Origin of the sequence: Variovorax sp. CCNWLW186, assembly GCF_037203865.1 — a bacterium.
In the GTDB taxonomy this organism is placed as follows: domain Bacteria; phylum Pseudomonadota; class Gammaproteobacteria; order Burkholderiales; family Burkholderiaceae_C; genus Variovorax.
In genome coordinates, this window is record NZ_JBBCBO010000005.1 from 188,675 (window position 1) to 213,868 (window position 25,194).

The 25,194-nt window shown below is 69.4% G+C and carries 15 protein-coding genes; 11 read left to right on the top strand and 4 right to left on the bottom strand.

Annotation, left to right across the window (positions count from 1 at the left end; genetic code table 11):
• A complete protein-coding gene (locus V9K97_RS08615) occupies positions 1-3,828 on the top strand; it encodes a beta strand repeat-containing protein (protein ID WP_337317542.1) in 3,828 nt (1,275 codons plus the stop codon).
• Here V9K97_RS08615 and V9K97_RS08620 read toward each other — a convergent pair.
• The 4 genes from V9K97_RS08620 to V9K97_RS08635 form a co-directional block, all read right to left on the bottom strand.
• Entirely contained in the window at positions 3,825-4,613 is a 789-nt protein-coding gene (locus tag V9K97_RS08620; RefSeq protein WP_337317544.1) for a hypothetical protein, read from the bottom strand. The genes V9K97_RS08615 and V9K97_RS08620 overlap by 4 nt on opposite strands.
• 52 nt (positions 4,614-4,665) lie before the next feature.
• Complete coding sequence (locus V9K97_RS08625; RefSeq protein ID WP_337317545.1) at positions 4,666-6,666, bottom strand: ATP-binding response regulator; 2,001 nt, start codon at positions 6,664-6,666, stop codon at positions 4,666-4,668.
• A complete protein-coding gene (locus V9K97_RS08630) occupies positions 6,663-7,706 on the bottom strand; it encodes an ABC transporter substrate-binding protein (protein WP_337317547.1) in 1,044 nt (347 codons plus the stop codon). Before V9K97_RS08630 ends, V9K97_RS08625 begins: the two co-directional genes overlap by 4 nt.
• 169 nt (positions 7,707-7,875) lie before the next feature.
• The gene (locus V9K97_RS08635; RefSeq protein WP_258503772.1) at positions 7,876-9,765 is read right to left on the bottom strand and encodes an ATP-binding response regulator; all 1,890 of its coding nucleotides are present in this window, start codon (positions 9,763-9,765) and stop codon (positions 7,876-7,878) included.
• Between the two features lie 257 nt (positions 9,766-10,022).
• On the opposite strand from V9K97_RS08635, the gene phnD reads away from it, so the two are divergent.
• The 10 genes from phnD to V9K97_RS08685 all read left to right on the top strand — a co-directional run bounded on the left by phnD (position 10,023) and on the right by V9K97_RS08685 (position 25,158).
• Positions 10,023-11,030 (top strand): phosphate/phosphite/phosphonate ABC transporter substrate-binding protein, encoded by a 1,008-nt coding sequence (phnD, locus tag V9K97_RS08640; protein WP_337317548.1) that lies wholly within the window; start codon positions 10,023-10,025, stop codon positions 11,028-11,030.
• A 61-nt stretch (positions 11,031-11,091) separates the two neighbouring features.
• On the top strand, positions 11,092-12,093 hold the full coding sequence (locus V9K97_RS08645; protein WP_337317550.1) for a phosphate/phosphite/phosphonate ABC transporter substrate-binding protein: 1,002 nt from the start codon (positions 11,092-11,094) through the stop codon (positions 12,091-12,093).
• 142 nt (positions 12,094-12,235) lie between these two features.
• On the top strand, positions 12,236-13,567 hold the full coding sequence (tssK, locus tag V9K97_RS08650) for a type VI secretion system baseplate subunit TssK (RefSeq protein ID WP_337296430.1): 1,332 nt from the start codon (positions 12,236-12,238) through the stop codon (positions 13,565-13,567).
• A 32-nt stretch (positions 13,568-13,599) separates the two neighbouring features.
• Positions 13,600-14,931: a DotU family type VI secretion system protein gene (locus tag V9K97_RS08655; RefSeq protein ID WP_337296429.1), complete on the top strand. Its 1,332-nt coding sequence runs from the start codon at positions 13,600-13,602 to the stop codon at positions 14,929-14,931.
• Positions 14,928-18,527: a type VI secretion system membrane subunit TssM gene (gene tssM, locus V9K97_RS08660; RefSeq protein ID WP_337317551.1), complete on the top strand. Its 3,600-nt coding sequence runs from the start codon at positions 14,928-14,930 to the stop codon at positions 18,525-18,527. The genes V9K97_RS08655 and tssM overlap by 4 nt, the downstream gene beginning before the upstream one ends.
• Complete coding sequence (gene tagF / locus V9K97_RS08665) at positions 18,524-19,159, top strand: type VI secretion system-associated protein TagF (protein ID WP_337317553.1); 636 nt, start codon at positions 18,524-18,526, stop codon at positions 19,157-19,159. The genes tssM and tagF overlap by 4 nt, the downstream gene beginning before the upstream one ends.
• A 484-nt stretch (positions 19,160-19,643) precedes the next feature.
• Positions 19,644-21,494 (top strand): serine/threonine-protein kinase, encoded by a 1,851-nt coding sequence (locus tag V9K97_RS08670; protein WP_337317555.1) that lies wholly within the window; start codon positions 19,644-19,646, stop codon positions 21,492-21,494.
• 54 nt (positions 21,495-21,548) lie between these two features.
• A complete protein-coding gene (gene mltA / locus V9K97_RS08675; RefSeq protein WP_337317557.1) occupies positions 21,549-23,159 on the top strand; it encodes a murein transglycosylase A in 1,611 nt (536 codons plus the stop codon).
• Positions 23,160-23,270: 111 nt separating this feature from the next.
• A complete protein-coding gene (locus V9K97_RS08680; RefSeq protein WP_337317559.1) occupies positions 23,271-23,939 on the top strand; it encodes a hypothetical protein in 669 nt (222 codons plus the stop codon).
• A 28-nt stretch (positions 23,940-23,967) separates the two neighbouring features.
• On the top strand, positions 23,968-25,158 hold the full coding sequence (locus V9K97_RS08685; RefSeq protein ID WP_337317560.1) for a hypothetical protein: 1,191 nt from the start codon (positions 23,968-23,970) through the stop codon (positions 25,156-25,158).
• The last annotated feature ends 36 nt before the right edge of the window (positions 25,159-25,194 follow it).

Consider the following 25,194-nt stretch of genomic DNA (forward strand, 5'->3'; position numbering starts at 1 on the left):
ATGGCAATGCACAACCGTTCCCCACGATTCCAGCCGCGCCCGCGGCTTCGCCCGGTCGCGCTCGCACTGGTGTGCCTGGGCCTGGCGCCCGCGCTGGCCCAGACCCTGCCCACGGGGTTCTCGCCCATTGCCGGAGGCGTGTCTGTCGCGACGCCGAATGCCGCGACGATGAACATCACGCAGACCACGGCGCGGGCGATTGCGCAGTGGAACACCTTCTCCATCGGAGCGGACGCAACGCTCAATGTCGCGCAGCCGAGCACGAGCAGCGTGCTGCTGAACCGCCTCGTGGGCGGTGCTCCGGCCTCGGTCATCGCGGGCAAGATGAATGCAAACGGCCATGTCTACCTGATCAATCCGGCCGGCGTGACGTTCTCGAAGGGCTCGTCGGTCAGCGTCGGCGGGCTGGTCGCTTCGACGCTGAACATGTCCACGAGCGACGAGGCATTCATGGGCGGTGCGAACCGGCTCGAGTTCGCACGGCCCAGCGGCGCCTTCGAATCGGTGGAGAACGACGGCAGCATTACGGTCGGCAACGGCGGCACCGCCGCATTGATCGGCTCGCTGGTGGCCAACCGCGGCACCATCGTTGCGAACGGCGGCACGGCCGCCATGGCTTCGGGTGAAACGGTCACGATCGACTTCGCGGGCGACGGCCTGACCACGTTGCGCGTGACGCCCGGGCTCTACAGCGGCGTCGCGAACAGCGGCACCATGCAGGCCAACGGCGGACGCGTGGCGCTGATCGCGACGACCGGTTTCGAGGTCTCGAACGGCGTGGTCAATTCACGCGGCGTGCTGCGCGCCGATTCAATGGCATCCCGCAACGGCGAGATCATTCTCGATAGCGGCCTTTCACCCGAGGGCGTGCGCATGACCGGCGGGCTGGTCTCGGCGGTCGGCGACGGTGCCGGCCTCACGGGCGGCACGATCGACATCAGTGGCCGCGTGATCGGGCTGGAGCCCTTCGTACCCCCGCTGTCGTCCGTTCCGCCACCGCCGCCGCCTGGGTCCGACGACCGCGGCGTCATCGACGCGAGCGGCAGCGCCGGCGGCGGGCGCATCCGCCTTTATGCGAACGCGGCGGCCGAACTCGGCAACACCGGCGCCATCGCGATCGGCGCCGGCTCGATCCTGCGCGCGAACGCCGCCGCATCGGGCAACGGCGGCGATGTTCGCCTGCTGGCCGAACGCACACTGCGCGCCCACGGCAGCATCTCGGCGCGCGGCGGCTCGGCCGGCGGCAACGGCGGTTTCATCGAAACTTCCGGCGGTTTTGCCGCGCCCGACGACGGACAGGGCGGCGGCTTCAGCATCAACGGACTGCGCGTGGACGCCTCTGCGCCCGCGGGTACCGCGGGCACGTGGATCATCGACCCGTTCAATGTCGACATCGTTCCCGGCGCAGCGGCCGGCACGCTGCCGACCAACCCCTTCGAGCCGCTCGCGGCCAGCACCATCCAGGACGGCGACATCAACGCCGCCCTCAACGGCGGCACCAGCGTACGCATCACCACCGGCGACCCCGGCGCGGGGTCGCCGACCGATGGCGACATCCGCATGTTCAACGGCGTGCGCATCAACTACAGCACGGCCAACGGGCCGTTGACCTTCCAGCTCGACGCCCACCGCAGCGTGCGCGGCGACAACAACGTGGTGATCGAGTCCTCGGGCGCCGGCGGGCCGCTCAACGTGGTGTTCAACACCGACGTCAACGGCGGCGGTGCCGCCACCGGCGGGGGGCAGGTGAGCTACAGCGGCGACATCTACACCAACGGCGGCAATGTGGTGATGAACGGCGCCTGGTCGGCCTCGGGGTCGGGGCCGAGCGTGAGCCTCAACGGCAACGTCATCGACACGCGCGTCGGCCGCACCGATGCCGGCGCGGGCGGCTCGGTAACGATCAACGGCAACACCAGCGGGCCCTCGGGCGGCGGCTTCACGGACGCGGCGGTCTACATCAGCGGCGTGCAGATCGCCACGTCGACCGGCAACGTCGACATCACGGGCATCGGCGCCGAAACCAGTGGCGTGCGGCTCAACTCGCGCTTCACGGGCACCGGCCTGCCGAACCGGCGCACGGACATCTCGACCACCAGCGGCAACATCACTGTGCGCGGCGTCGGCAACTTCACCGGCAACAGCAGCGAGATTCCGGGCCATGGGGTGGTGATCAACGATTCGGCGCTTCGCTCGGTCAGCGGCAACATCGCAGTGCGCGGCTTGCGCCAGGCCGACACGGATCCGGGCACGGGGGGCGACGGCGTGCTGCTGCGCACCGGCACGCAGATTGCCACCACCGGCAGCGGCAGCATCGAGATCACCGGCCAGGCCGAGGGCGACGGCGCCGGCGTGCGGATCGGGCCGCCAGCACCCGTGCCGGGCGTGTTCCCTCCGGTGCTTGCGGGCGTTTCCGTCTCGTCGGCCGGCGGCAACGTCGTGCTGCGCGCCAGCAACGACGGCAGCACGGACGCGCTGGTGATCGATGGCACCGTGAGCGCGGGCAACGTCGTCAACCTTCGCCCCGGCGGCGTGGCGGCGGACGGCACGGCCTTCGACCAGGTCGCAACGCCGATCACGCTCGGCGGCACGGCCAGCACCGGCTTCGCGGTGTCGGCGGCCGAGTTCTCCCGCATCTCGGCCGGCAACGCGATCGTGGCCGGCAGCAATGCGCATGCGGCCGACATCAACGTGGTGGGGCCGCTCGCGCTGGCCTCGGGCCTCACGCTGCAGAACGAAGGCGGCGGCAACATCTCGCTGCAGGCGCCCATCACGGCGCCGCGCGTCGGCCTGGTGTCGGCAGGCAACATCACTCAGACCGCAGCCGCACCGATCACGGCGGGCACGCTGCTAGCCCGTTCCAATGGGGGCAGCGTGCTGCTCGACCAGGCGGCCAACAACGTGAGCGCGAACACGCTGGGCGGCGGCGCCGCCGGCGCGTTCCGCTACCAGGACGTGGACGAACTGCGCATCGGCCCCGTCTCGGTCGTCGGCTACGACGCGGCCGGCAATGCGCCGCAGGTGGTGTCGGCCGGCTCCATGGCGGCGGACACGGTGTTCGTGCGCACGCTGAGCGGCGACCTGCAGCTCGGCGCGGCGGTGACCAGCACGTCGGGCGCCGACCTGGTGGCCGCGGCGCGCTTCCAGAACGTGGGCGGTGCCAGCCTGGGCGGCGCGCCCTGGCGCGTGTGGGCCGACACCTGGATCGGCGAGACGCGCGGCGGCGTTGCCGGCTCGGGCCTGCTGCCCAACCTCTACAACTGCGCCTACCTGGGCCTGTGCGGTGTGAGCGTGTCGCCGGGCGACAACCACTTCATCTATGCGCAGCGGCCAACCGCGACGGTCGTGATCGGCAATGCCGCACGGGTCTCGGGCTCGGACAACCCGGTCTTCACCTGGAGCATCACGGGCCTGATCCTCGGCGACAGCGGTGCAGGCTTCAGCGGTGCGGTGGGCACCGCCGCCAACCAGTCGAGCCCGCCTGGCGCCTATGCGATCAACGGCAGCTTCACCTCGGCCGAGGGCTATCTGGTCAATGTGGTGCCGGGGACGCTCACGGTCAGCAGCCCTCCGGAGGTTCCGCCAGTCACGGTCGTCGTCTTTCCGCAGATTCCGAAGCCCGATGTGGTCCGCGACCTGCCGACCACCTGGCTGTACGACCGCAACATCGGCCCGCCGCCGATCTGCTTTGCGACCGGCCCGCTCGAAGGCGACCGCGCCTCGCAGGGCAACGACGTGCTGGCGCGCGAATGGTCGCGCGTGCGCTCGCGGCCCAATCTCACGAGCTGCGTCGACACCGAGAAGCGCAACGGCTGCGCCGACTTCTAGGGCTTGCGGTTCGTGGGCTGGCCCGCGGCCCCGAAGCGGCCCGTATACGTGCGCAAGCCCTGGTGCGCCAGATCGGACTGCGCGTCGATGTGGACCTTGCCGCCCAGCGCCTGCCAGCGCCGGCAGAACGCGTAGTCCTCGCTCAGGTAGCGGCCGTTGTCCGGCTCGGCCAGTACGTCGAAGAAGCGGTAGTGCGGCCACGCCTGCGCGGCGGTGTCGCGCGACGGCTCGGGCGTGTAGCGCAGGTCGGGCCGCGCCTCGGCCAGCCGCTCGAACACCGAACGGGCGATCAGCATGAAACCCGTGGGCGCGTCGAGCACCTCGATGAAACCATCGGCATCGACCTTGCGCTCGCCGGTCCATGCGTTGGCCGGAAAGCGCGCATGCCGCGCCTCGAAGTCGGCGCGCGTGCTGCCCGCGGGCAGGGCTTCGCGCAGGCCGTCGGCGGGCCAGCCGTCCTCCTTGAGCGGATAGACGCCGGCCACCACGTCGCGGCCGGCCAGCAGCAGCCGCAGCGCCGCGGAAGGCTCAAAGCCGATGTCCGCATCGATCCAGAACAGATGCGTCCAGCGCGCGTCGGCCATGAACTCGGCCACCAGCCGGTTGCGTGCGCGCGGAATCAGGCTGTCGCCATCGAGGAAACGCGTCTGCATCGAAAAGCCGTGGCTCCACGCGAGATTCACCAGGCCCAGCAGGCTGCGCACGTAGATCGAGGCCAGCGCGCCGCCGTAGCTCGGCGTCGCGATGAAGGGGCGGATGTCTTTCAGTGCGGCAATGTCGAGCATCGGAAGGGCTCCTGTCGGCAGGCGTCGAGGTCGGTAGCGTGTGTGGCGGCGCTCAGGCCGGCGAGGCGGCATGCCGCCGCGTGGAAAGCAGCGCGCGCAGTTTGGCGGGCGCAACCGGCTTGGTGAGCAGCATCACGCCGCCATGGCGCAGGCGTTGCAGCACTTCGGGGCCGGTGGCGCCGGACACGAGCACGGCGAGCGCATCGGGCTGCAGGCGCTTGGCGGCGGTGATCACGTCCATGCCGTCGTCGGCGCCGGCCAGTTGCAAATCGCACAGCACCGCATCGAAGCGCTGGTCACCGGTGCCCAGCCGCGCAATGGCCTCGGCGCCGGTGGCGACGCATTCGACCTCGCACCCCCATTGCTCCAGCAGCGCGCGGCTGCCGTCGAGGATCACGGGGTCGTCGTCGACCACCATGCAGTGCAGGCCGGCGAGCGGCGTGAGTGCGCGCTGCGCGGCTGCCGGCGCGGTGGCTTCAGCCGCCTGGGCGGCGGGCAGGGTGAGCGCAAAGGTGCTGCCCGCCTGCAGCGCCGAGCGCACCGTGATGCGGGTGCCGAGCAGCGCGGCAATGCGCGCGCAGATGGCAAGACCCAGCCCGAAGCCGCGGCGCCGGTCGCGCTCGGTATTGGCCACCTGGTAGAACTCTTCGAAGATCCGGCCCTGGTGAATGGGCGCAATGCCCACGCCGTTGTCGCGCACTTCGATGCGCACGTTGTCGCCATCGGCCCGGCTGCGCCGCGCGGCCACCAGCACCGTGCCGCCGGCGGGCGCATGGCGCAGCGCGTTGGCCACCAGGTTGCCCACGATGCGCTGCAGCAGCGCCGCATCGCTGCGCACCGCAAGCCCGCGGTCGCTCCAGCGCAGGCGCACGCGGGTCTCGGCCGCGGTGGGGGCGTGCTGCGCATCGAGCTGGTCGAACAGCGCGGCCAAGGGCACCTTGGTGATCGCCGGCGTCAGCACCTGGGCGTCGAGCCGCGAGATTTCGAGCAGGTCGTCGAGCAGCACGCCCATGAATTCGGTGCTCTCCTGCAGGCGCAGCACGGCCGGGCGCTGCGCCTCGGTGGCGCTTGGCAGCAGGCCATCGATGAAAAGCCCCATGGCGTGCAGCGGCTGCCGCAGGTCATGGCTGGCCGCGGCCAGGAACCGTGCGCGCGACAGCGCCGCCTGCTCGGCTTCGGCCATGCGCTGCAGCGCCACCGCCGTGGCTTCGCGCACGCGCTCCTCGCTGACCTGTCGGTTGCGCTGCAGCCGCTCGGCCAGGCGATCGATGTCGTGCGCGAGCACGGCGAGCTCGTGCGCGTGGCCCTTGCCGGACGATGCCGCGGAAACGCTCCGCGGCTCGCCCTCGACCACGTCGCAGCGCGCTTCGAAGTGCCCGGCCTCCAATGCCGCCACCGTGCGCGACACGCGCCGCAGCGGCCGAGCCACCGTGCGCGCCATGTGGCGCACCGAGGCCCATGCCGCGAGCAGCGCCACCATCGCAATGCCGATGCCCGCCATGAGCGAGCGGCTGCGCTCGCGCGCGTAGGCCGTGGTGTCCCTGAAGGTCTGCACCAGGCCGATCGGTGTTTCGCCCGCCGCGGTGGAGCCTGCGGGCGCGAAGGCGCTGGCGCGCGAAGCTTCGCGCAGCGTGACCGGCGAGGTGAACATGCGCAGCTGCGCAAGCGCCGATGCCTTGGGGCCGGCGGTGACGAACACGCCCGCGCTGTTGCTGATCTCGACTCGCATCACCTGTCCGCCGCGCAGCGCCGCGTTGGCCACGTTCTGCAGCGCGGGCAGGTCGCCGGCATAGAGGCTCAGGTCCGACATGGCGGCCACCTGGCGCGCCACGGCCTGGCCTTCGGCATCGAAAGCCGCTTCGAGCGTTTGCAGGCGGTTGTGCGTGAACCAGCCGGTGAGTGCCAGCGCCACCGCGGCGCACGGCACCACGCCAAGGCGGAACAGGTCGCGCTGCAGGTTGCCCCGCACCACCAGCGTGGGCGTGGACAGGGGCTGCGGCTGCGCCGGCGAATCGGCGTGCGAGCCTTCGGGCGTCGTCCCCTTGTCGCTCATCGCGTGACGGTGAGCCGCTCGGTCAGTTCCCGCTCCTCCGGCAAGCGCAGTCCGAGTCCGCGCGCCACGGTCACGTTGACGCGCACGGTGGCGGGCGTGGCCGATTCCACCAGCGGGCCGGCGCCGGCACTTGCCAGCTTCTGGCCGAGCAGCCGCGCCTGCCGCGCGAGCTGCGCCGGCGTGGAGACCGCCGCCGCAAGCCCGCCGGAACGCACCAGCCCTTCGCTGGCGCCGAACACCGGCAAGCCCGCTCCGGCGCCCGCGCGCAACACCGAGAGCGTGGCGGCCTGGCTGTCGCCGATCAGGTCGGGCAGCACCATCAGCGCGTCGCTGCGGGGCACCACCGAATGCAGCGCCGCGGCCAGCGACCTGGCGTCGGGCGCGTATTCCACCTGCACGTCCCACGGCGGGTTTGCGCCCTGCGCCGCGCGCTGCAGCTCACGCACCAGCGGTTCCGATTCAGGCGTGGCGACCACGCCGATGCGGTACTTGTTCGGCAGCACCGCACCCACGAGCGCAAGCTGGTCGCCCATGGCGGGGTCGCGCAGCAGCACGCCCACGCGCCTGTCGCCGCGGCGCAGGGCCGGGCTGCTGGCGCGCAGGGTCTCGTAGTCGAGCCGGCTCAGCATCGCGAGCACCAGCGGCTGCTGGCCGGGTCGCTCGAGCGCCGCGCGCGCGGCCGGCACGCCGACCGCCAGGGTCATGCCAGCGTCCGCCGGCGCCGTGCGGAGCCCGCGCGTTCGCACGCCGGCATTGGCGGCCCGGTCAGGCTCGGCGGCGGCTGCTTCCAGGGCTTGCGAGGTGTCCGCGCCGCCCTGCGGAAGCCGCACCAGGTCGAAGCGGCCGCCGGGCTCCTGGCCCGCGCGAAGATGCTGCACGAACTCCGAGTGCGCCGCGAGGTCGTCGCCCATCAGCACCGTGAGACCTGTGGCCGATGCGGCGGCGGCCAGCTGCACCATGCCGCAGGCCAGCGCGGCGCGAGCGCCGCAGCGCAGCCGTTTCCGGAAGAGCGAGATGAAAGGGTTCACGGCAACAAACATGGACTGCTTCCGCAGCAAGACAGAGCAGTACCCAATGTAAGGAAGCCCCCTGCTTGGCGCGATAAGGCGGAGGGCTTATGTCGGCACCCGCCAGCGCTTGCAGGCGTGATGAAGTGCACAGCGCGGCGGCTGCTTGGCCTATGTCCGATGGACTAGGGCCTGCGGGACCCTAGGCTTCGGCGTTGAGCAGCGCCGCCGCGCGCTGCGCCTGGATGGCCTGGCGCAGCACCCGCGGAGAAACCGGCTTGTAGAGCACCGCGATGCCGGCGCTGGCCACTTCGCGCAGGCGGTCGGGCTTGGTTTCTCCCGTGACCAGCAGGCGTGCCGTGCCGGGTCCGATGCCGCGCGGATGGCGTTCGAGCGCCGCGATCACGTCCAGCCCGTTGTCGCCGCCCTGCAGGAGCAGATCGCTCACCACCACGTCCGGCGGCCGCTCCCACGCGTCGGCCAGCGCGAGTGCTTCGGCGCGGGTCTGCGCCGCCTGCACCTCGGCGCCCCAGTTGGTGAGCACCACCGACAGGCCTTCGAGAATGGTGCGCTCGTCGTCGATCACCAGGATGCGCAACTGCTCGAAGCTGGGTTCCTCCTCGACGGCGCTGGGAGCCGGCGCCACGTCCAGCGCGGGCAGCGCGGCCGGCGCCGATCGCACCAGCACCCGCACACAGGTGCCCTTGTTCGGCCGCGAAGTCAGCTCGACGCGGGTGTTGAGCAGCTCCGTCAGGCGCTGCACCGTGGCAAGCCCCAGGCCCATGCCGCGCTGGCCGCGCGGCGCCTGGCGGCCGGTGGCCTCTACCTGGTAGAACTCCTCGAACACGCGCGCCTGGTGCTGCACGGCAATGCCCACGCCCGTGTCGACCACGTCGATGCGAACGCCCTTGCCGCGCCGGCGGGCGCCGATCAGCACGCCGCCTTCGATGGTGTGGCGCAGCGAGTTCGACACCAGGTTGTTGAGAATGCGCGAGAGCATCACGTAGTCGCAGCGCACCCAGAGGTCGGTCTTGCGCGCCACCAGCCGGAGGCCCTGCTGCTCGGCCACGGGACGGAAGTTGCGGCTGATTTCATCGAACAGCTGGTCGAGCGGAAAGTCAGCCCACTGCGGCTGCAGCACGCCGGCATCGAGCTGCGAGAGATTGAGCAGCTCCGAGAACAGCCGGTCGAGCGAATCGACGCACTCGCGAATGTGGCCGATGCGCTGCAGGCGCACGGGGTCGGTCTCGCCGTTGGCCAAGCCGTCGGAAAACAGCGTGAGCGCATGCAGCGGCTGGCGCAGGTCGTGGCTGGCGGCGGCCAGCAGGCGCGTCTTGGCCTGGCTCGCGACTTCGAGCTGCTGGTTCTTGCGCGCGAGTTCGGCCGTGGCCTCGCTGATGCGGCTTTGCAGCAAGCGGTGGCTTTCGGCCAGTGCGCGCGCCGCCTGGTTGAAGCCGTGCTGCAGGTGCCGCACTTCGGAGGTGCCTTCGATGGTCACGCTCGCGGCCTCGCCGGCGCCCAGGCGGTCGACCGCCTTGCCCAGCGCGCGGATCGGCTCGCTGATGCGCCGCGCGGCCCACCAGCCCGCCAGCCCCACGCCCACCAGGCTGGTTGCGAGCACCAGCACCACGTTGAGCCACACCGAGCGCCGCGCGTCCTGCACGGCGTCCAGGCTCATCTCGACCATGACCTTGCCGCTGTGCTTGCCGTCCTCGCTCACGATCGGCACCACCACCTGCAGGCCCTCGCCCCGGGCGCGGTCGACGGTTTCGGAGTTGGCGACGATCTCGCCGTCGTCCGACCAGATCTGCACCTGCTGCACGTGCGGCTGGTAGGTGCCCGACTGGGCCGTGCGCTGAAGAATGCGGCGGTCCATGCGTACCAGCGGGGCTTGCGCCGCGGTGGCAACCTGCAGCGCCACCGTTTGCGCGTTGGCCCGCATCAGCTCGGTGAGGTTGTCCAGGTGCTGGCGCGTCAGAACGGCAATGGCCGCCAGCGTGGCAGCGGTTGCCGGCACCAGCGCCAGCAGGATCAGCTGCTGGGCGAAGGTGAGGCGCGCAAGCCCCCGGACGACGCGGAAGTTCCAGTTCATGGGGGCATTGGGCGCATGAAGATCGAGCTTACGGGCGCTGGTTACGGTGCGAAAGATGGGAAAAACATCACAAAAACGACTTGTATTTGATATCTAATCGTGTCCGCGTTTGTCCATGTTAGACCCGCTGACCCGCAGCGGCTCATGTTCCGTGCCCAAAAATGCAGGCCTCCCCCAGCTGCGTCCGGAAGGCTTCCGGCGCCATTGACGCCTTTCGTGCCCCGCACCGCAGCCCGCGGTTCAGGCGTGCTGCCGCCGTGGCGGTGCGCCGCGGCGCACTTGCCTTGGCGCTGCTCGCCGGCCTGCCCTTGGTGGCCGCCTCGCAGCCCGCGCTGCAGCCCGATGCACCGGTGCGCTTCGGCATCCTGCCGCTCGGCGGTGCTTTCGAATCGCGCAGCGACTGGGACCCCCTGCTAGCCGAACTGAGCCGGGCCATCTCCCGGCCGGTGAGCGTGCTCTCGGTCAATTCGTATGAAGCGCTGGAGCAGGCCATCCGCCGCGACGAGGTCGACATGGCGTTCCTGTCCGGAAAGATGGCGCTCGACGCCGTGACGCAGCGCCGCATGAAAGTGGTGGCGCAGGTGGTGCGGCACGATGGCCTGGCGGGCTACCGCGCCCTGCTGCTCACCCGCAAGACACCGCCGTTCAATACCAAGAAGAGCCTGCTCGGAGAGCCGGAGCGCTGGCGCCTTGCGCGCGGCGAGCGGCAGTCCGTGTCGGGCTTCATCGTGCCGCAGCTGCAGTTCTTCCTGCCCAACCACATCGCGATGGAAACCCGTTTCCTGAGCGAGATCGTCGGCACCCACCAGGCGACCGCTCTGGCCGTGGCCAACAACGAAGCCGATGTGGCCACCAACAACACGGCCGATTTCGAACGCTTCAAGCAGCGCTTTCCGGCCGAGGCGCAGCGGCTGCAGGTGCTGTGGGAATCGGAGCTCATTCCGCACGCGCAGATCGTTGTGCGGCGTGAATACCCGCCGGAACTGCGCAGCAGCGTGCAGGCCTTCCTGGTCGGCTACGGCCGCGCCAAGGGGCCCAAGGGCGATGCGGAGCGGGCCGTGCTCAAGTCGCTGCACGACCTGGCCGGCTTCGTGGCGGCGGACAACAGCTCGCTGCAGCCGGCCGCCAAGCTCGCCTATCAGTTGGCCAAGCAGAACGCCATGACCGCGCAATGGGTCAACGACGAGGCGCGGCAGGCGCGGCTGAAGCGCATCGAAAGCGGCTATGCGGAGCAGGTCACCGTCCTTCGGGACCTGTCGCCCTGACATGCGTGTTCGCGCGCTGCCTCGCGCTGTCGGGTGGCTTGCCGCCATGGCAATGCCGCTCATGCTTGTTGTTGCCGCGCTCTTGCTGGCGCCGGGCGGCGCCGGTGCCACCGAAAAAGCGGCCGCTCCCACCAAGCCCGTGCGCTTTGGCGTGCTGCCGCTGGGGGGCGCGGTCGAGTCGCGTGCGTTGTGGATGCCGCTGCTGGCCGACATGAGCCAAGCCATCGGCGTGCCGGTGACTGCTTACTCCGTGGCGTCGTACGAAGAGCTCGACCGCGCCATCAAGCGCGATGAAGTCGACATGGCGTTTCTTTCGGCCAAGATCGCTCTGGACGCAGTGATGCAGCGGCGCATGAAGGTGGTGGCGCAAATCGCCCGCCGGCCCGGCATGCCCACCCACCGCGCAGTGCTGCTCACGCGAAAGACCGGCGTGCCCAACACGCTGGAAGCGGTGCTTACCGAGCCCGAGCGCTGGCGCCTCGCGCGTGGCGACAGCCGGTCGGTCACCGGTTTTCTCATACCGCAGAGCCAGCTGTTCCTGCCGCGCAAGATCCAGATGGAAACCCAGTTCCGCGGCGAGATCGTCGGCAACCACCAAGCCACCGCGCTCGCAGTGGCCAATGGCGACGCCGACGTGGCCACCAACAACACCACCGACTTCGAGCGCTTCAGGGAGCAGTTTCCCGTCGAGGCCGCGCGGCTGCACGTGGTGTGGGAGTCCGAGCCGCCGCCCGGCGCGCAGATGGTGGTGCGGCGCGACTACCCGCCCGCGTTCCAGGCCCGGCTGCAGGCTTTCCTCATCGGCTACGGCCAAGGCAAGGGCCCGCGCGCCGATGCCGAACGCGAAGTGCTCAAGACGCTGCGCGCGGCCTACGGCTATGCCCCGGCTGACGACAGCGCACTGCTGCCCGAGGCGGCGCTTGAATACCAGTTGGGCAAGCAGAACGCGATGGCGGCTGCGTGGGTCAACGATGCGGCGCGCGAGCAAAGGCTGCGGCGCATCGAGCAGGCGTACAAGGAGCAGGTCGAGACCTTGCGTGCGGCGTCTGGCGCCGCGCGTTGAGCGGCCGCCGCGACTCCCATCTAGTCCCTTCGCCGTAGCTCCAAATCCCTCCGCCTAGGCCGTTAGGCGGATTTGCCGCCGGCCTTGCGCGCCGGAAACTCCGTGCTTCTTTCGGGCAGCCCTTGCCTTTGACGGAGTGCGGATGAGTTGGCGAACAAAAGTGGTCTGGAGCGAGGGGATGCTGCTGCAGCCCCAGCACTTGCAGCAGAGCGAGCGTCATGGCGACCATGCGCGGCATGTGCTTTTGCGTTCGACCACGCCCTATGCCTGGGGCTTCGCGGAGATCGAGATCGACCAGGCCGCGCTCACGCTGGGGAAGCTCGCGCTGGTGCGCGCGGTAGGCATCTTTGGCGATGGCACGGTGTTCGACATGCCGGCGGTCGATCCACTGCCCGAGCCCATCGACATTCCGCCAACCATGCGCGACGAGGCCGTGATGCTCGCGCTGCCCGTGCGCCGGGCCGGTGCCCGCGAGGCCGACGCCGAAGAATATGAAGAGCTCGTGCGCCACCGCGTGCTCGAGTCTGAAGTGCCCGACTCCAACACCGCCGGCGAGCGCACCGCCATGCTGCAACTAGGCCAGCTTCATACACGCCTGATGCGCGCCAGCGAGGCGACCGATGCCTGGACCACGCTGGGCGTGGCCCGCGTGGTCGAGCGCCGCGTCGACAACCAGGTGCAGCTCGACCGCGCCATGCTGCCGCCGCTGCTCGACGTGGCGGGCCATGCGGTGATCCGCTCGTGGCTCGACGAATTGCTGGGTCTTTTGCGCCAACGCGGCGAGGCGCTGGCCGGCCGCATGACGCAGGGCGGCACGGGCGGCGTGGCCGAGATTGCCGATTTCATGCTGCTGCAGACAGTCAATCGCAACGAAGCCGTCTTCGCGCATCTGGCCAAGAGCGCCATGCTGCACCCGCAGCATTTCTTCGAGCATGCGCTCGGGCTGGCCGGCGACCTGGCGAGTTTTCGCGATTCGCGTCGCGTCACACGCTTCGGGCCCTATATCCACGACGACCTGGCGCTGAGCTTCCGACCGGTAATGGACGACCTGCGGCGCAGCCTCTCGATGGTGCTGGAGCAGTCGGCCATCCGCATCGAGCTGCACGACCGCAAGCACGGCGTGCGCGTGGCGGTGGTCACCGATGTGGAGCTGCAGCGCAAGGCGACCTTCGTGCTCGCGGTGAATGCCAACATGCCGAGCGAGGCGCTGCGCGCGCGCTTCCCCACGCAGGTCAAGATCGGCCCGGTCGAGCGCATCCGCGACCTGGTCAACCTGGCGCTGCCGGGCGTCACGCTCACGCCCATGCCGGTCGCGCCGCGCCAGATTCCCTTTCATACCGGCGCGAATTACTTCGAGCTCGAAACGCGCAACAGCGACCTGTGGCGCCAGCTGGAGCAATCGGGCGGCATCGCGATGCACATCGCGGGCGACTTTCCCGGCCTCGACCTCGCGTTCTGGGCCATTCGTTCCTAGCCGCATCGGGCTGACGGAAACGGAACACCATTATGACCACACCAGACCCCTTCGCCGCTTTCGAGTCGGAGCGCACGGTCATCAAGCCCAAGCCGCGCACGCCGGCCGGCACGCCGCCGCCACCCGCGGCTGCGCCCGCGCCGTTCTTCGGCGGTGCCGATCCGACACCCGCCGCGGACGTCGGCGAGATCGGGCTGCTCAACCCGCTGGTCTCCGCGGCGGGCAAGCTGCTGGTGCTGATCGGCAAGCTGCGCAACCTGGTGCAGCCGCCCAACGTGCCGGCCCTGCGAGCCTCCACCGCGGACGCGGTGAACCAGTTCGACGCCGCCGCGCGCCGCGCCGGTGTAAGCAACGAATCGGTTCTGGCCGCGCGTTATGTGCTGTGCACGGCGCTTGATGAAGCCGTGGCCAACACGCCCTGGGGCGTGCAGGCCGGCTGGAACAAGCAGAGCCTGCTGGTGCAGTTCCATAACGAGACCTGGGGCGGCGAAAAAGTGTTCCAGCTGCTCGCCAAGCTCGCGCAGGACGTGCCCACGCACCGCCAGTTGCTGGAGCTCATCTACAGCGTGCTCGCGCTGGGCTTCGAAGGCCGTTACCGCGTGGTCGACAACGGCCGCGCGCAACTCGATTCGGTGCGGCAGCGGCTGGCCGATCTCATTGCCAAGGACCGCCCGCCGCTCGAGGCCGAGCTTTCTCCGCATTGGCGCGGGCAGGGCGCAGGCACGGTGCGGCTGCGCGAATCGCTGCCGCTGTGGGTGTTTGCGGCGGGCTTTGCGCTGCTGCTTGCGCTGGCCTGGTTCGGCCTGCGGCTCACGCTCAACTACCGCTCCGACACCACCTATGCCGCCGTGTCGGGCCTGCGCGTGCCCAACATACAGATTGCGCCGCCCGCCGTGCCGGCCAAGTCGCCACGGCTCGCGCGGTTTCTCGAACCCGAGATCAAGCAGGGCCTGGTGACCGTGACCGACGAGGCCGACCGCAGCGTGGTGCGCCTGCGCGGCGACTCCTTCTTCGGCTCCGGCAGTGCCGAGCCCATGGCCGCATCGCTGCCGGTGCTGCGCCGCATCGGCCAGGCACTGGCCGAGGTGAAGGGCGAGGTGCTGATCACCGGCCACTCCGACAACCAGCCGATCCGCTCGCTGCGCTATCCGTCCAACTGGCATCTGTCGGCCGCGCGTGCCGATGCGGTGAAGGGCGCGCTCACCACGCTGGTGGAGCCGGCGCGCATGCGCTCCGACGGCAAGGCCGACGCCGAGCCTGTGGCCGCCAACGACACGCCCGCCAACCGCGCGCGCAACCGGCGCGTCGACATCGTGCTGTTGTCAGAGCCCGACCGGGTCGCTTCGGCGGGAGTGACGAAATGATCAAGAAAATCTTCGGCTTCCTGTTCAGCCCGCTGCTGCTGACCCTGCTGGCGCTGGTCATCGTCGCGCTGCTGATCTGGTGGATCGGCCCCCTGGTGAAGATCGGCGCGTGGGTGCCGCTCGAGAGCGAGCTTGCACGCGCATTGCTGATCGGCGCCATCGTGCTCATCGTGGTGCTGCGCGCGCTCTACCGCCGCTGGCGCGCGCGCCGTGCGAGCCAGCACCTGACCGACGGCCTCATGAAGGCGCCGTCCGCGAAGACGGACGCACCGGTCAACGGCGAACAGAAGATCCTCGACACGCGCTTCAGCGAAGCCGTGGCCACGCTCAAGCAGATGCGCCTGCATGCGGCCGGCAAGAAGCCCGGCTGGCGCGATTGGCTCTCCATCTCCGGCGGCAGCTACCTGTACGACCTGCCCTGGTACGTGTTCATCGGCGCACCCGGTGCGGGCAAGACCACCGCGCTGGTCAACTCGGGCCTCTCTTTTCCGCTGGCGGAGAAGTTCGGCCCCGGCGCCATCCGCGGCGTGGGCGGCACCCGCAACTGCGACTGGTGGTTTACCGACGAAGCCGTGCTCATCGACACCGCCGGCCGCTACACCACGCAGGACAGCCACCAGTCGGAAGACAAGAGCGCATGGGAAGGCTTTTTGGGCCTGCTCAAGAAGGCGCGCCCGCGCCGGCCGCTCAACGGCGTGTTCCTCACGGTGAGCGTGGCCGACCTGCTGAGCCAGGGCCCCGAGCAGCGCACGCAGCTGGCCGCTTCCATTCGCGCGCGGCTGCTCGAGCTGGATGCGAAGCTCACCACGCGGCTGCCGGTGTACGTGCTCGTCACCAAGAGCGACTTGCTCTACGGCTTTACCGACTACTTCGACGACCTTGGCAAAGAGCAGCGCGCGCAGGTGTTCGGCTTTACGCTGCCGGCCGACGAGAATGTGCAAGCCGACGAGAAGGGCCTTTCCACCGCCTTCAACCGCGAGTTCGCGCTGCTGCACAACCGCGTCAACGACGGACTCATTTCGCGCATGCAGCGCGAGACCGATGGCACGCGGCGCGCGGCGATCTTTGGCTTTCCGGCGCAGTTCGGCTCCATCGGCTCGATGCTTTCCGACCTGCTCGACCAGGTGTTCACCGGCTCGCGCTTTGCGCAGCCGCCGTGGGTGCGCGGCGTCTATTTCACCAGCGGCACGCAGGAAGGCAGCCCAATCGACCGCGTGATGGGCAGCCTTGCCCGCAGCTTCGGCCTGGAGCGCGCCATGCTCGCGCCGCAGAAGTCGAGCGGCCGCAGCTACTTTCTCACCGCGCTGCTGCGCGAAGTGGTGTTTCCGGAGCAGCGCCTGGCCGGCGCCAACGTGAAGCTGGAACGCCGGCGCCACACGCTGCGCATGGCCGGCGTTGCGGCCATGACGCTGGTCACGCTCGCGCTGCTGGCTAGCTGGGGCTACAGCACGCTGCAGAATTTCAACTACCTGAAGTCGGTCGAGGCGCGCGTGGAGCCCGCGCGCCAGACCCTTGCGGCGCTGCCTTCGCGGGTTCAGAACCTGGTCGAGGTGGCACCCGTGCTGCAGGGCCTGCGCGACATCTGGAAGACGCCCGACAACCGCCGGGGCGACGAGCCGCTATCGATGACACTGGGCCTCTACCAGGGCGACAAGCTCGACGCCGCCGCCATGCTCACGCACCAGCGCGCGCTCAACGACGCCTTCCTGCCGCAGATCGCCAAGCGCATCGAAGACCAGTTGCGCACCGCGCAGAAGGACAACCTCGAGTACACCTACGAGGCGCTCAAGAGCTACCTCATGCTCTACCAGCCCGAGCATTTCGATGCCGAGGCGCTCAAGGCCTGGATCACGCTCGACTGGGCGCGCAGCCTCGACCGCGGAATTCCCGAAGACCAGCGCCAGGCGCTCGAAGACCAGCTCGACGTGCTCATTGCGCAAGGCCCGCCGCGCTCGCCGCTCAAGATGGACGAGAACCTGGTGCGCAGCGTGCGCGCGGTGCTTGCGAGCTATCCGCTGGAGCAGCGCGTGTTCAGCCGCCTCAAGCGCCAGCGCGCCACCAAGGACATTCCGGGCTTCAGCATCGCCACCGCCGCGGGCCCCTCGGCACCGCTGGTGTTCGAACGCATCAGCGGCAAGCCGCTGACCGAAGGCGTGCCGGGCATGTTCACCTACGACGGCTATCACAAGCGCTTCCAGAACGAAGTCACGGTGCTCACCGGCCTGCTCGCGCAGGAAGACCCGTGGGTGCTCGGGCAGGACCGCAGCGCCACCGACCGCATGCGCGACGTGGCGGCGCTTGGCGCGCTGACCGATCGCGTGCGCCGGCTCTACCTGGCGGAATACGTCAAGGTGTGGGAGACGCTGCTGGCCGACGTGCGGCTGATCCGCGCCAGCGGGCTCGAGAAGAACATCGAGGCCGCGCGCATTCTTTCGGGCGTGGGTTCGCCGCTCGCGAACTTCCTGCGCGCGGTGGTGAAGGAAACCACGCTCATCCCCGCCGACCAGCCCAAGGACGTGGTGAGCAAGGCAACGGCCACGGTCGCCAACACCCGCAAGGGCCTCGAAGACCTCTTCGGTGGCGACCCCACCAAGCCGGTGGCCAGCGGCAAGCGCATCGAAAGCATCGTGGACGACCGCTTCGAGCCGCTGCGCCGCCTGGTCACGCCCGTTGCGCCCAACCAGCCCGCTCCCATCGACGAAGCGCTCAAGCTCTTCAACGAGGTGTACGTGTACCTCAACGCCGTCGACACGGCCGTGAAGGGCCGCACCTCGCCGCCGCCCGGCGACGTGGCCGGCAAGCTCAAGTCGGACGCCGGGCGCCTGCCCGAGCCGGTGCGCACCATGGTCGAGAACCTGAGCCAGTCGGGCGCCGCGCAGGCGCAGGTGGCCGAGCGCGGCAACCTGAGCCAGGACCTGCGCCCCGTGACCGAGTTCTGCAACCGCGCCATCGCGGGCCGCTACCCCTTCGTGGGCAGCAGCAAGCGCGACGTGCTGCCCGAAGACTTCGGCCAGATGTTCGGCGCCGGCGGCCTGATGGACGACTTCTTCCAGAAGCGGCTGGCCGCATTGGTCGACACCAGCACCAAGCCGTGGCGCTACAAGCCGGTGGCCGAGCGCGGCGCCGTCACAACGCAGGCGCTGGCGCAGTTCGAGCGCGCCGCGCGCATCAAGGACATCTTCTTCCGCGGCGGCGGCCGCGGCCCTTCGATGCGGCTGGACTTCAAGCCGGTGGAGATGGATGCGGGCATCACGCAGTTCATTCTCGACGTGGACGGCCAGCTCGTGAAATACGCGCACGGCCCCGTGGTGCCCATGGCCGTGCAATGGCCGGGCCCCAAGGGCAGCAACCAGGTGCGCATTCAGGTGAGCCCGCCGTCGACCACCGGCAGCTCCGGCTCCGCGGTCGATGGGCCGTGGGCGCTGTTCCGCGCGCTCGACGATGGCCAGCTCGAAGCCGGCGATGCGCCCGAGAAGTTCTTCATCACCTTCCAGGTCGGCCCGCGCAAGACGCGCTTCGAGGTAACGACGAACAGCGTGCAGCACCCGATCCGCTTGAAGGAACTGCGTGAGTTTTCTTGTCCGGAGGGGTTGTGAGCGACGCTGTTGCCTTTCCTTCTGCTTCGGCTGCATTGCCCGGATGGTTCGGCAAGTTGCCGGGCATGGGGGACTTTGCGCACCGGCGACTGCCCGAGTCGTTTCGCTCTGAATGGGACCACTGGCTGCAGCGAGGGCTGGCGCGGTTGAAGGACCGGCATACGGACTGGATGGCGCATTACCTGCAGGCGCCGGTGTGGTGCTTTGCGCTGGGGCCGGGAGTGGCGGGCGAGGGCGCCTGGATCGGCGTGATGATGCCTTCGGTCGATGGGGTGGGGCGGTACTTTCCGATCACGCTGGCGGTCGAGTTCGATGCTTCTGTTGGCGATGCGCTGCAGGGGGATGCGCTGCGGGGTGTGCTGCTGTGGTGGGAGCGGGGGACGCAGGCGGCGCTGGAGGGGCTTGAGGGGGATATGGATGCGCTGGGGTTCGATGCTTTGCTTGAGCGGTTGTTTGCTGCGACGCAAGGTGGTGAGGTGCGCGGGGGGGGATTGGAATCGTTGGCTTTGCCTGGGGCGGGGGGGTCTTTGTGGCTGGGCGATCCTGGCTCTGAGGGAGGGGCTCGGATGGTTGTTGCGGGATTGCCTTTGGATGGGGAGTTCGAGGCTTTGTTTGTGGGGGGTGAGGAATGAGCTCCTTGCTTCTTTTTTTGTTCCGAGGCCGGGATATCCGCTCGGCGGCGGACTTACTTTCTTTTGCTTCGCCAAAAGAAAGTAAGCAAAGAAAAGGCGACCCTACTGTCTGCGTCCCTCCGCTGCGCTGCGGGCAACCTGCGGTGCTCGACTCCGGCGGGGGTCCGCAGAACTCGCTTCGCTCAAACAGCTGCGGCCCTGATCCCGCCTCCATCTGCGCTCCTCGGCGCATACAGAAGGGGTGGGAGCGGGCAGCCTTCGCTTCGCTCGGCCCCAACACAAACAGCCAACAGCCGATACCAGCCACTGCGGCGCGCAGCGCCGCAGTGGCTTGGTGGCCGAGCGAAGCAAAGAAAAGTAGGTCGCCCGCCGGGGCGACACCCGGCCTCGGAAAGCAAGCCCCCGTCAACGTCCATACGGGAGCCGGCCAATGACCGAAACACCAAAACCAAACACGCCGGCAGAAGACGACCGCACGCAAGTCATGTCAAGACCTGCCCAGCAACCCACGGGCACCGAAGACACCTCAGTCACGGTAATCACAGCCAGCCCCACAAGCCTGTCCAACGCCCCCGTCACAAGCCCAGCCACAGAAGCCAACGAAGCCGGCCTCCTCCCCGTAGGCAGCCGCCTCGCAGAATTCGAAATCACCCGGGTCGTAGGCCAGGGCGGCTTCGGCGTCGTCTATGAAGCCTGGGACCATGCCCTCGAACGCGTCGTCGCCATCAAGGAATACCTGCCCACATCGCTCTCGACAAGGCAGCAGGACGGAACAGTCGTCCCCCTGTCGGAGCGCCACCGCGAAACCTTCGACCTCGGCATGCGCAGCTTCATCAACGAAGCCCGCCTGCTCGCGCAGTTCGACCATCCCTCGCTGCTGAAGGTCTACCGTTTCTGGCAGGAGCGCGGCACCACCTACATGGTCATGCCGTTCTACCGCGGCGACACGCTGCGCCAGGCGCTGGTGTCCATTCCGACGGGCGTGGACGAGGCCTGGCTCATCCGCATCATGGACGGCGTGACGCAGGCGCTCGGCGTGATGCACGGCGCCAACTGCTATCACCGCGACATCGCGCCCGACAACATCATCCTGCTCGAAGGCTCGGGCCGGCCGGTGGTGCTCGACTTCGGCGCCGCGCGCCGCGTGATCACCGACAAGACGCAGGCGATCACGGTCATCCTCAAGCCGGGCTACGCACCCATCGAGCAGTACGCAGAAATGCCCGACATGTCGCAGGGCGCGTGGACCGATGTCTATGCACTTGCGGCGGTAATGCATGTGGCCGTTTGCGGACGCGCGCCGCCGCCCTCGGTGGCCCGGCTCCTGTCCGACAGCTATGTGCCGCTGGCGGGCAACGAAATCCTTCGCCAGCGCTACAGCCTGCGACTGCTGCAGGCCATCGATGCGGGCCTGGGCGTGCGGCCCGAGTCGCGGCCCCAGTCGATGGCCGAGTTCCGCGCGGCACTCGACCTGGAGGTGGGCCACAGCATCGCGCCGGTGCCGCGGACCTCGCCGCCTGTGACCCCTGGCTCGCGAAAGACCGCCGGCAATGCCGACGCGCCGACCATCATCGGCGGCGGAAAGACGTCAGTGCCGGGTTCGCACGATGGCGGCGGCTCCGGCAAAAGCAAGGCCGTTCCCGTCATCGCATCGCTGGCGGTGGCCGCCGTGGTGGCTGGCGGTGGTTGGTGGTGGTACCAGGGCCGCACGGCCGCGGAAGGCGACAGCGGCGGCGGCAAGCAGGCGATCGTCGCGCCACCACCGCCGCCCGAGATCCGCGTGACCGAAGCGCCCCCGCCACCGCCGCCTCCTCCGCCGGCACCCCGCACGCCGCTCGACTCGCTGCAGTCGCTCGCCGCGGGCGCGGCGCCGGGCTTCGACGTGGCGGCCGCGCCGAAGAAGCCGGAGGTCGCAATCGGCAAGGACAGGCTCGCCTTCGAAGTGCGCAGCAAGCGCGACGGCTTCGTCTACGTGTTCCTGCTGTCCAGCGGCGGCGAGATGTTCTTGCTGTTTCCGAACCTGCTCGACAAGCACAACAAGATCACCGCCGGCAGCCCGCTCTCGCTGCCGCGCGCTTCGTGGCCGATGGATGCCGGCGGCCCCGCCGGTACCAACCAGTTCGCGGTACTCGTGAGCGAGCATGAGCGCGACTTCGGCGCCTCTGGCGTCCAGAACGACGGCGTGTTTCCGCAGTTTCCCCTTCCCGTGCTGGCGGCGCTCGAAGCCACGCGCGGCACGGGGCCGTCGCCTTTGCTGGGCAAGCCGGTGTGCGCGCCCAACACCCCATGCAACGACGTCTATGGCGTCGCGAATTTCAAAATCGTCGAGAAGTAATCGTCTGTAGAGCATTGGCCCGAAGGGGCCGTCTTTCCGGACAAGGAGGCTTTCATGTACACGCAGTCGCCGATTTTCATTTCTTCCGCCCTTCGCTGGGCTGCCGCCGCCGCGGCTGTGTTCGCAGCAGGCTGCGTCAACACGCCGCCGGCAAGCTCCGCTGACGCCAGTGCCAACACCGGGCCAGCTAGCTCCGGCGCCACGGCAAGCGGAGCGCCCGCGGCCGCATCGCGTCCGGCCCCCGTCGGCTCGAGCGTGGCCGGACAGGCGCGCACCTTCTCCACCCAACTGGCCACCTACACGTCGGTGAGCTTCGATGCCGTGCCCGGCTGGGCGCGCGACGATTTCTCGGACAGCTGGCCGGCGTTTCTCGGCAGCTGCAAGGTGCTCACTGGCCGTGGCGCCGAGTGGAAGGACGTGTGCGCGCGCGCCCTCAGGGTCGACAGCAAGAACAGCACGGCCATCCGCGCCTTCTTCGAGCAGGAGTTCTCGGCCTACCAGATCCGCGATGACGACCGCAAGCCCGACGGCGTGGTCACCGGCTACTTCGAGCCCGAGATCGCGGGCAGCCGCCAATATGCGGCGCCCTTCATCTACCCGGTGTACGGCCAGCCCGAAGACATGCTGTTTGCAGATGCGCGCAAGCTGCCGGCCGGCAACGGCACGGTGGCGGCGCGGGTCGAAGGCCGCAACGTGGTGGTGCAGACTGGCCTGAGCACGCGCGATATGGGCGCGCCGGGTCTCTACGCGCTCGACCTCTCGGCCATCACGCGCGACACGCTCGATCGCAAGGTGCGCCTGCGCATCGAGGGCAAGCAGCTGCTGCCGTACTACACGCGCGAAGAAATCGAAACCAAGGGTGCGCCCAACGCCAAGGTGCTGGCCTTCGTGAGCAGCGCCACCGCGCTCTACGAAATGCAGATCCAGGGCTCGGGCCGCATCAAGCTGGCCAACGGCGACATCATTCGCGTGGCCTACGCCGAGCAGAACGGCCAGCCCTTCCGTCCCACGCTGGCGCAGGCGCCCAACGGCAAGCCCCGCAGCCCGGTGAAGGTGCGCGGCTCTTCCATCGAGCTGGACCTGGACGACGGCGATGACGACGAAGATGCCGGTGGTACATCGACCAACACCATCCGCACGCGCGGCTTCACGCTCGCACGGCCCACCGCCAGCGGCGCCGTCGTGGTGCCGGGGCGGCGCACGGCCGGGCCGGTCATCGGTTCGGGCATCAAGGACCCGAGCTACGTGTTCTTCAAGGAATCGACATCGCCCGCGGGTGGGCCGGTAGGTGCGTTCGGCGTGCCGCTGTCGGCGGGCCGTTCGATTGCGGTGGATCCGCGCAGCACACCGCTCGGCTATCCGGTGTTCGTTTCTACGCGCGCGCCCGGCACCGGCGCACCGATGCAGCGGCTGACCATTGCGCAGGACACCGGCGGTGCGATTCGCGGCGCGGTGCGGGCCGACTATTTCTTCGGCAACGGCCAGCAAGCCGCCACCAACGCGCGTCGCATGAAGGAGCGCGGTCAGCTCTGGATCTTGCTGCCGCGCGGCCTGGCCGTGGCGTCGGCGGCGGTGTCTTCGGCGATCCGCACGCGCGGCGGTCCGGCAGGCGCAGGCTTGCCGCAATGCCTGGTGCCGACCGAAGGCGTGTGCGTGGACGACTAGCCCGACTGTCTTTCGAATCCTTGTCGTCTCATGCAGGAAACGCTGTCGTCCGCGGAAAGTGTTGAACTCGTCCGCCTCTGGCGGCGTCGGCAGACCCTGTCCTCGAGCGACATGGGCACCATGTACCGCATCGTGGGCGATGCGCTGGTGGCCTGCAATCCGCCGGAGCTCCAGGTGCTGGGCGAAGGCCGGCAGGAGCTGGTGGCGCAGTTCATCTACGTGAAGGTGCTGCGGCTCGATGCCGACCCCGACGAGGCCGATGAGCGCGCGAGCCACAGCGCGCCTTCCAGCGCCTTTGCGCTGTGCGCCTATTTCAGGCGCTACCTCATCGACTGCACGCGCGCGAGCTCGTTCCGCCGCAAGCTCTCGATCGGCGACCAGGTCACAGAGGCGCAGCTCGAAGACGCTATCGGCTCGGGCGATGACCGGGGCGACTGCCTGGCAGAGCACGGCCTGAGCGCCGGCGCGGTGCAGCAGGCCGCGCGCGCGTTCATTGCCGAGCTGCCCGAGCCCGAGCGCATCCTGCTGTGCGAAGGTTTCGGCAAGGAGGCCGAGGGCGGCTTGTCGGGCATTGCCTCGCGCCACGCCATTGCTTCCTATCACTACCGCGCGGGCCGGCTGGGCCTGGTGCACAAACGCGAAGGGCTCACCGCGGACTATGCCAAGACCCGCCTCGGCGGCTGGATCCAGCAGACGCTGGGCATTGCCATCGAGCCCGACAACATGGCCGCGATCCTGCAGGTTTTCAAAATCCTCGGTGCTGAAGCGTCTTATGCCTGAAGACATAGCCATTCAGGAACAGACCGCCATGAACACCGAACTCTGGCCCCCTCTCAGCGTGATCCGAAGTGCGTTCCAGGCCGGGGGCGCCGCGCCCGCGATGCCCGACGCCCCGGGGCACGAAGCCGGCACGGCCACCGTGGCCATGCCGGGAACGGCACCCCGCGCCGCGCAAGGCACCGCGGCTGCGCCGCCGCGTGCCGTGCTCGACCTTCTGCTTCCGCTGACCGAATTGGCCCGGCGCCGCGAGGCTGTTGCCCAGCGTGCCTTCACGGCGCGCTGGGCGCCGGGCCGCCTTCTGAGCGTGGTGCACGAAGGGCGCCTGCTCGGCGTGCTGCTCGACCGCTGCATCCACGGCAACCTGTGGCAAGGCTGGATGGCCGCGGGCGAGGCGGACTGGGCCGGCGCATACGACGTGCTGCTCGAGCCCGACGACGAGCCCTTCGAGCCCGCCTTCGGATTGATCCAGGCGTGGAACGTTCTCACGCTCGAACCCAGCCCACAGCTTTGCGCGCGCGTGCTCGGCGAAGTCTCGGCCACGCGGCTGGCAGCGATTCGCGCGGTGCACGACGAGTGGGCTGCGCAAGCGCCGCTGGCCATTGCGCCCGAACCGGGGCACATCGCATTGCGCACCGTGGGCGGTGTGTTCTCGGTGCTCTCGGGCACGCCGCTGGGTGCGCAAGATCCACGCGCCGACTACCAGGCGCTCTATCGCGATACCGCATCGCAACTGAGCACCGCCTTGCAGCCGGCTTCGCACAGCGGCAGCGCATCAGCAGCCGCACCAGGCACGGCACCGGGCACGCCGCGCGCCAGGCCACAGCCAAGGCCCGATGGCGGCTGGTGGGGCAGCATCCGCCGCTGGTTCGGTGCCGAAGGCTGGGTGCGCCCAGCCTTCGCGGTGCTCGCGCTGGTTGTGGTGGTGCAGAACGTCGGCGTGCCCGGCGGGCGCAACGCCGAGGACGATGAAGTGCGCTTCCGCAGCGTGCCCACCGTGCCGGAGGCCGCGCCAGCAGCGAACCTGGTCGTGCGCTGGAAGGACGGCGTGCGTATCGGCGAAGTCGACAGGCTGCTGCAGTCGGCGCAGGCCGAGGTGGTCGGCGGGCCGGGTGGGAACGGCGTCTGGCGGCTCCGCGCGGCCGATCCGGTCGGGGGCCTCGCGGTGCTCGCGGCATCGCCGCTGGTCGAGTCGGCCGGGCCCACTCCGGAGCGGCCATGATGTTCAGGCTGCGTCCGTTCTTCTCGCTCCCCCGCC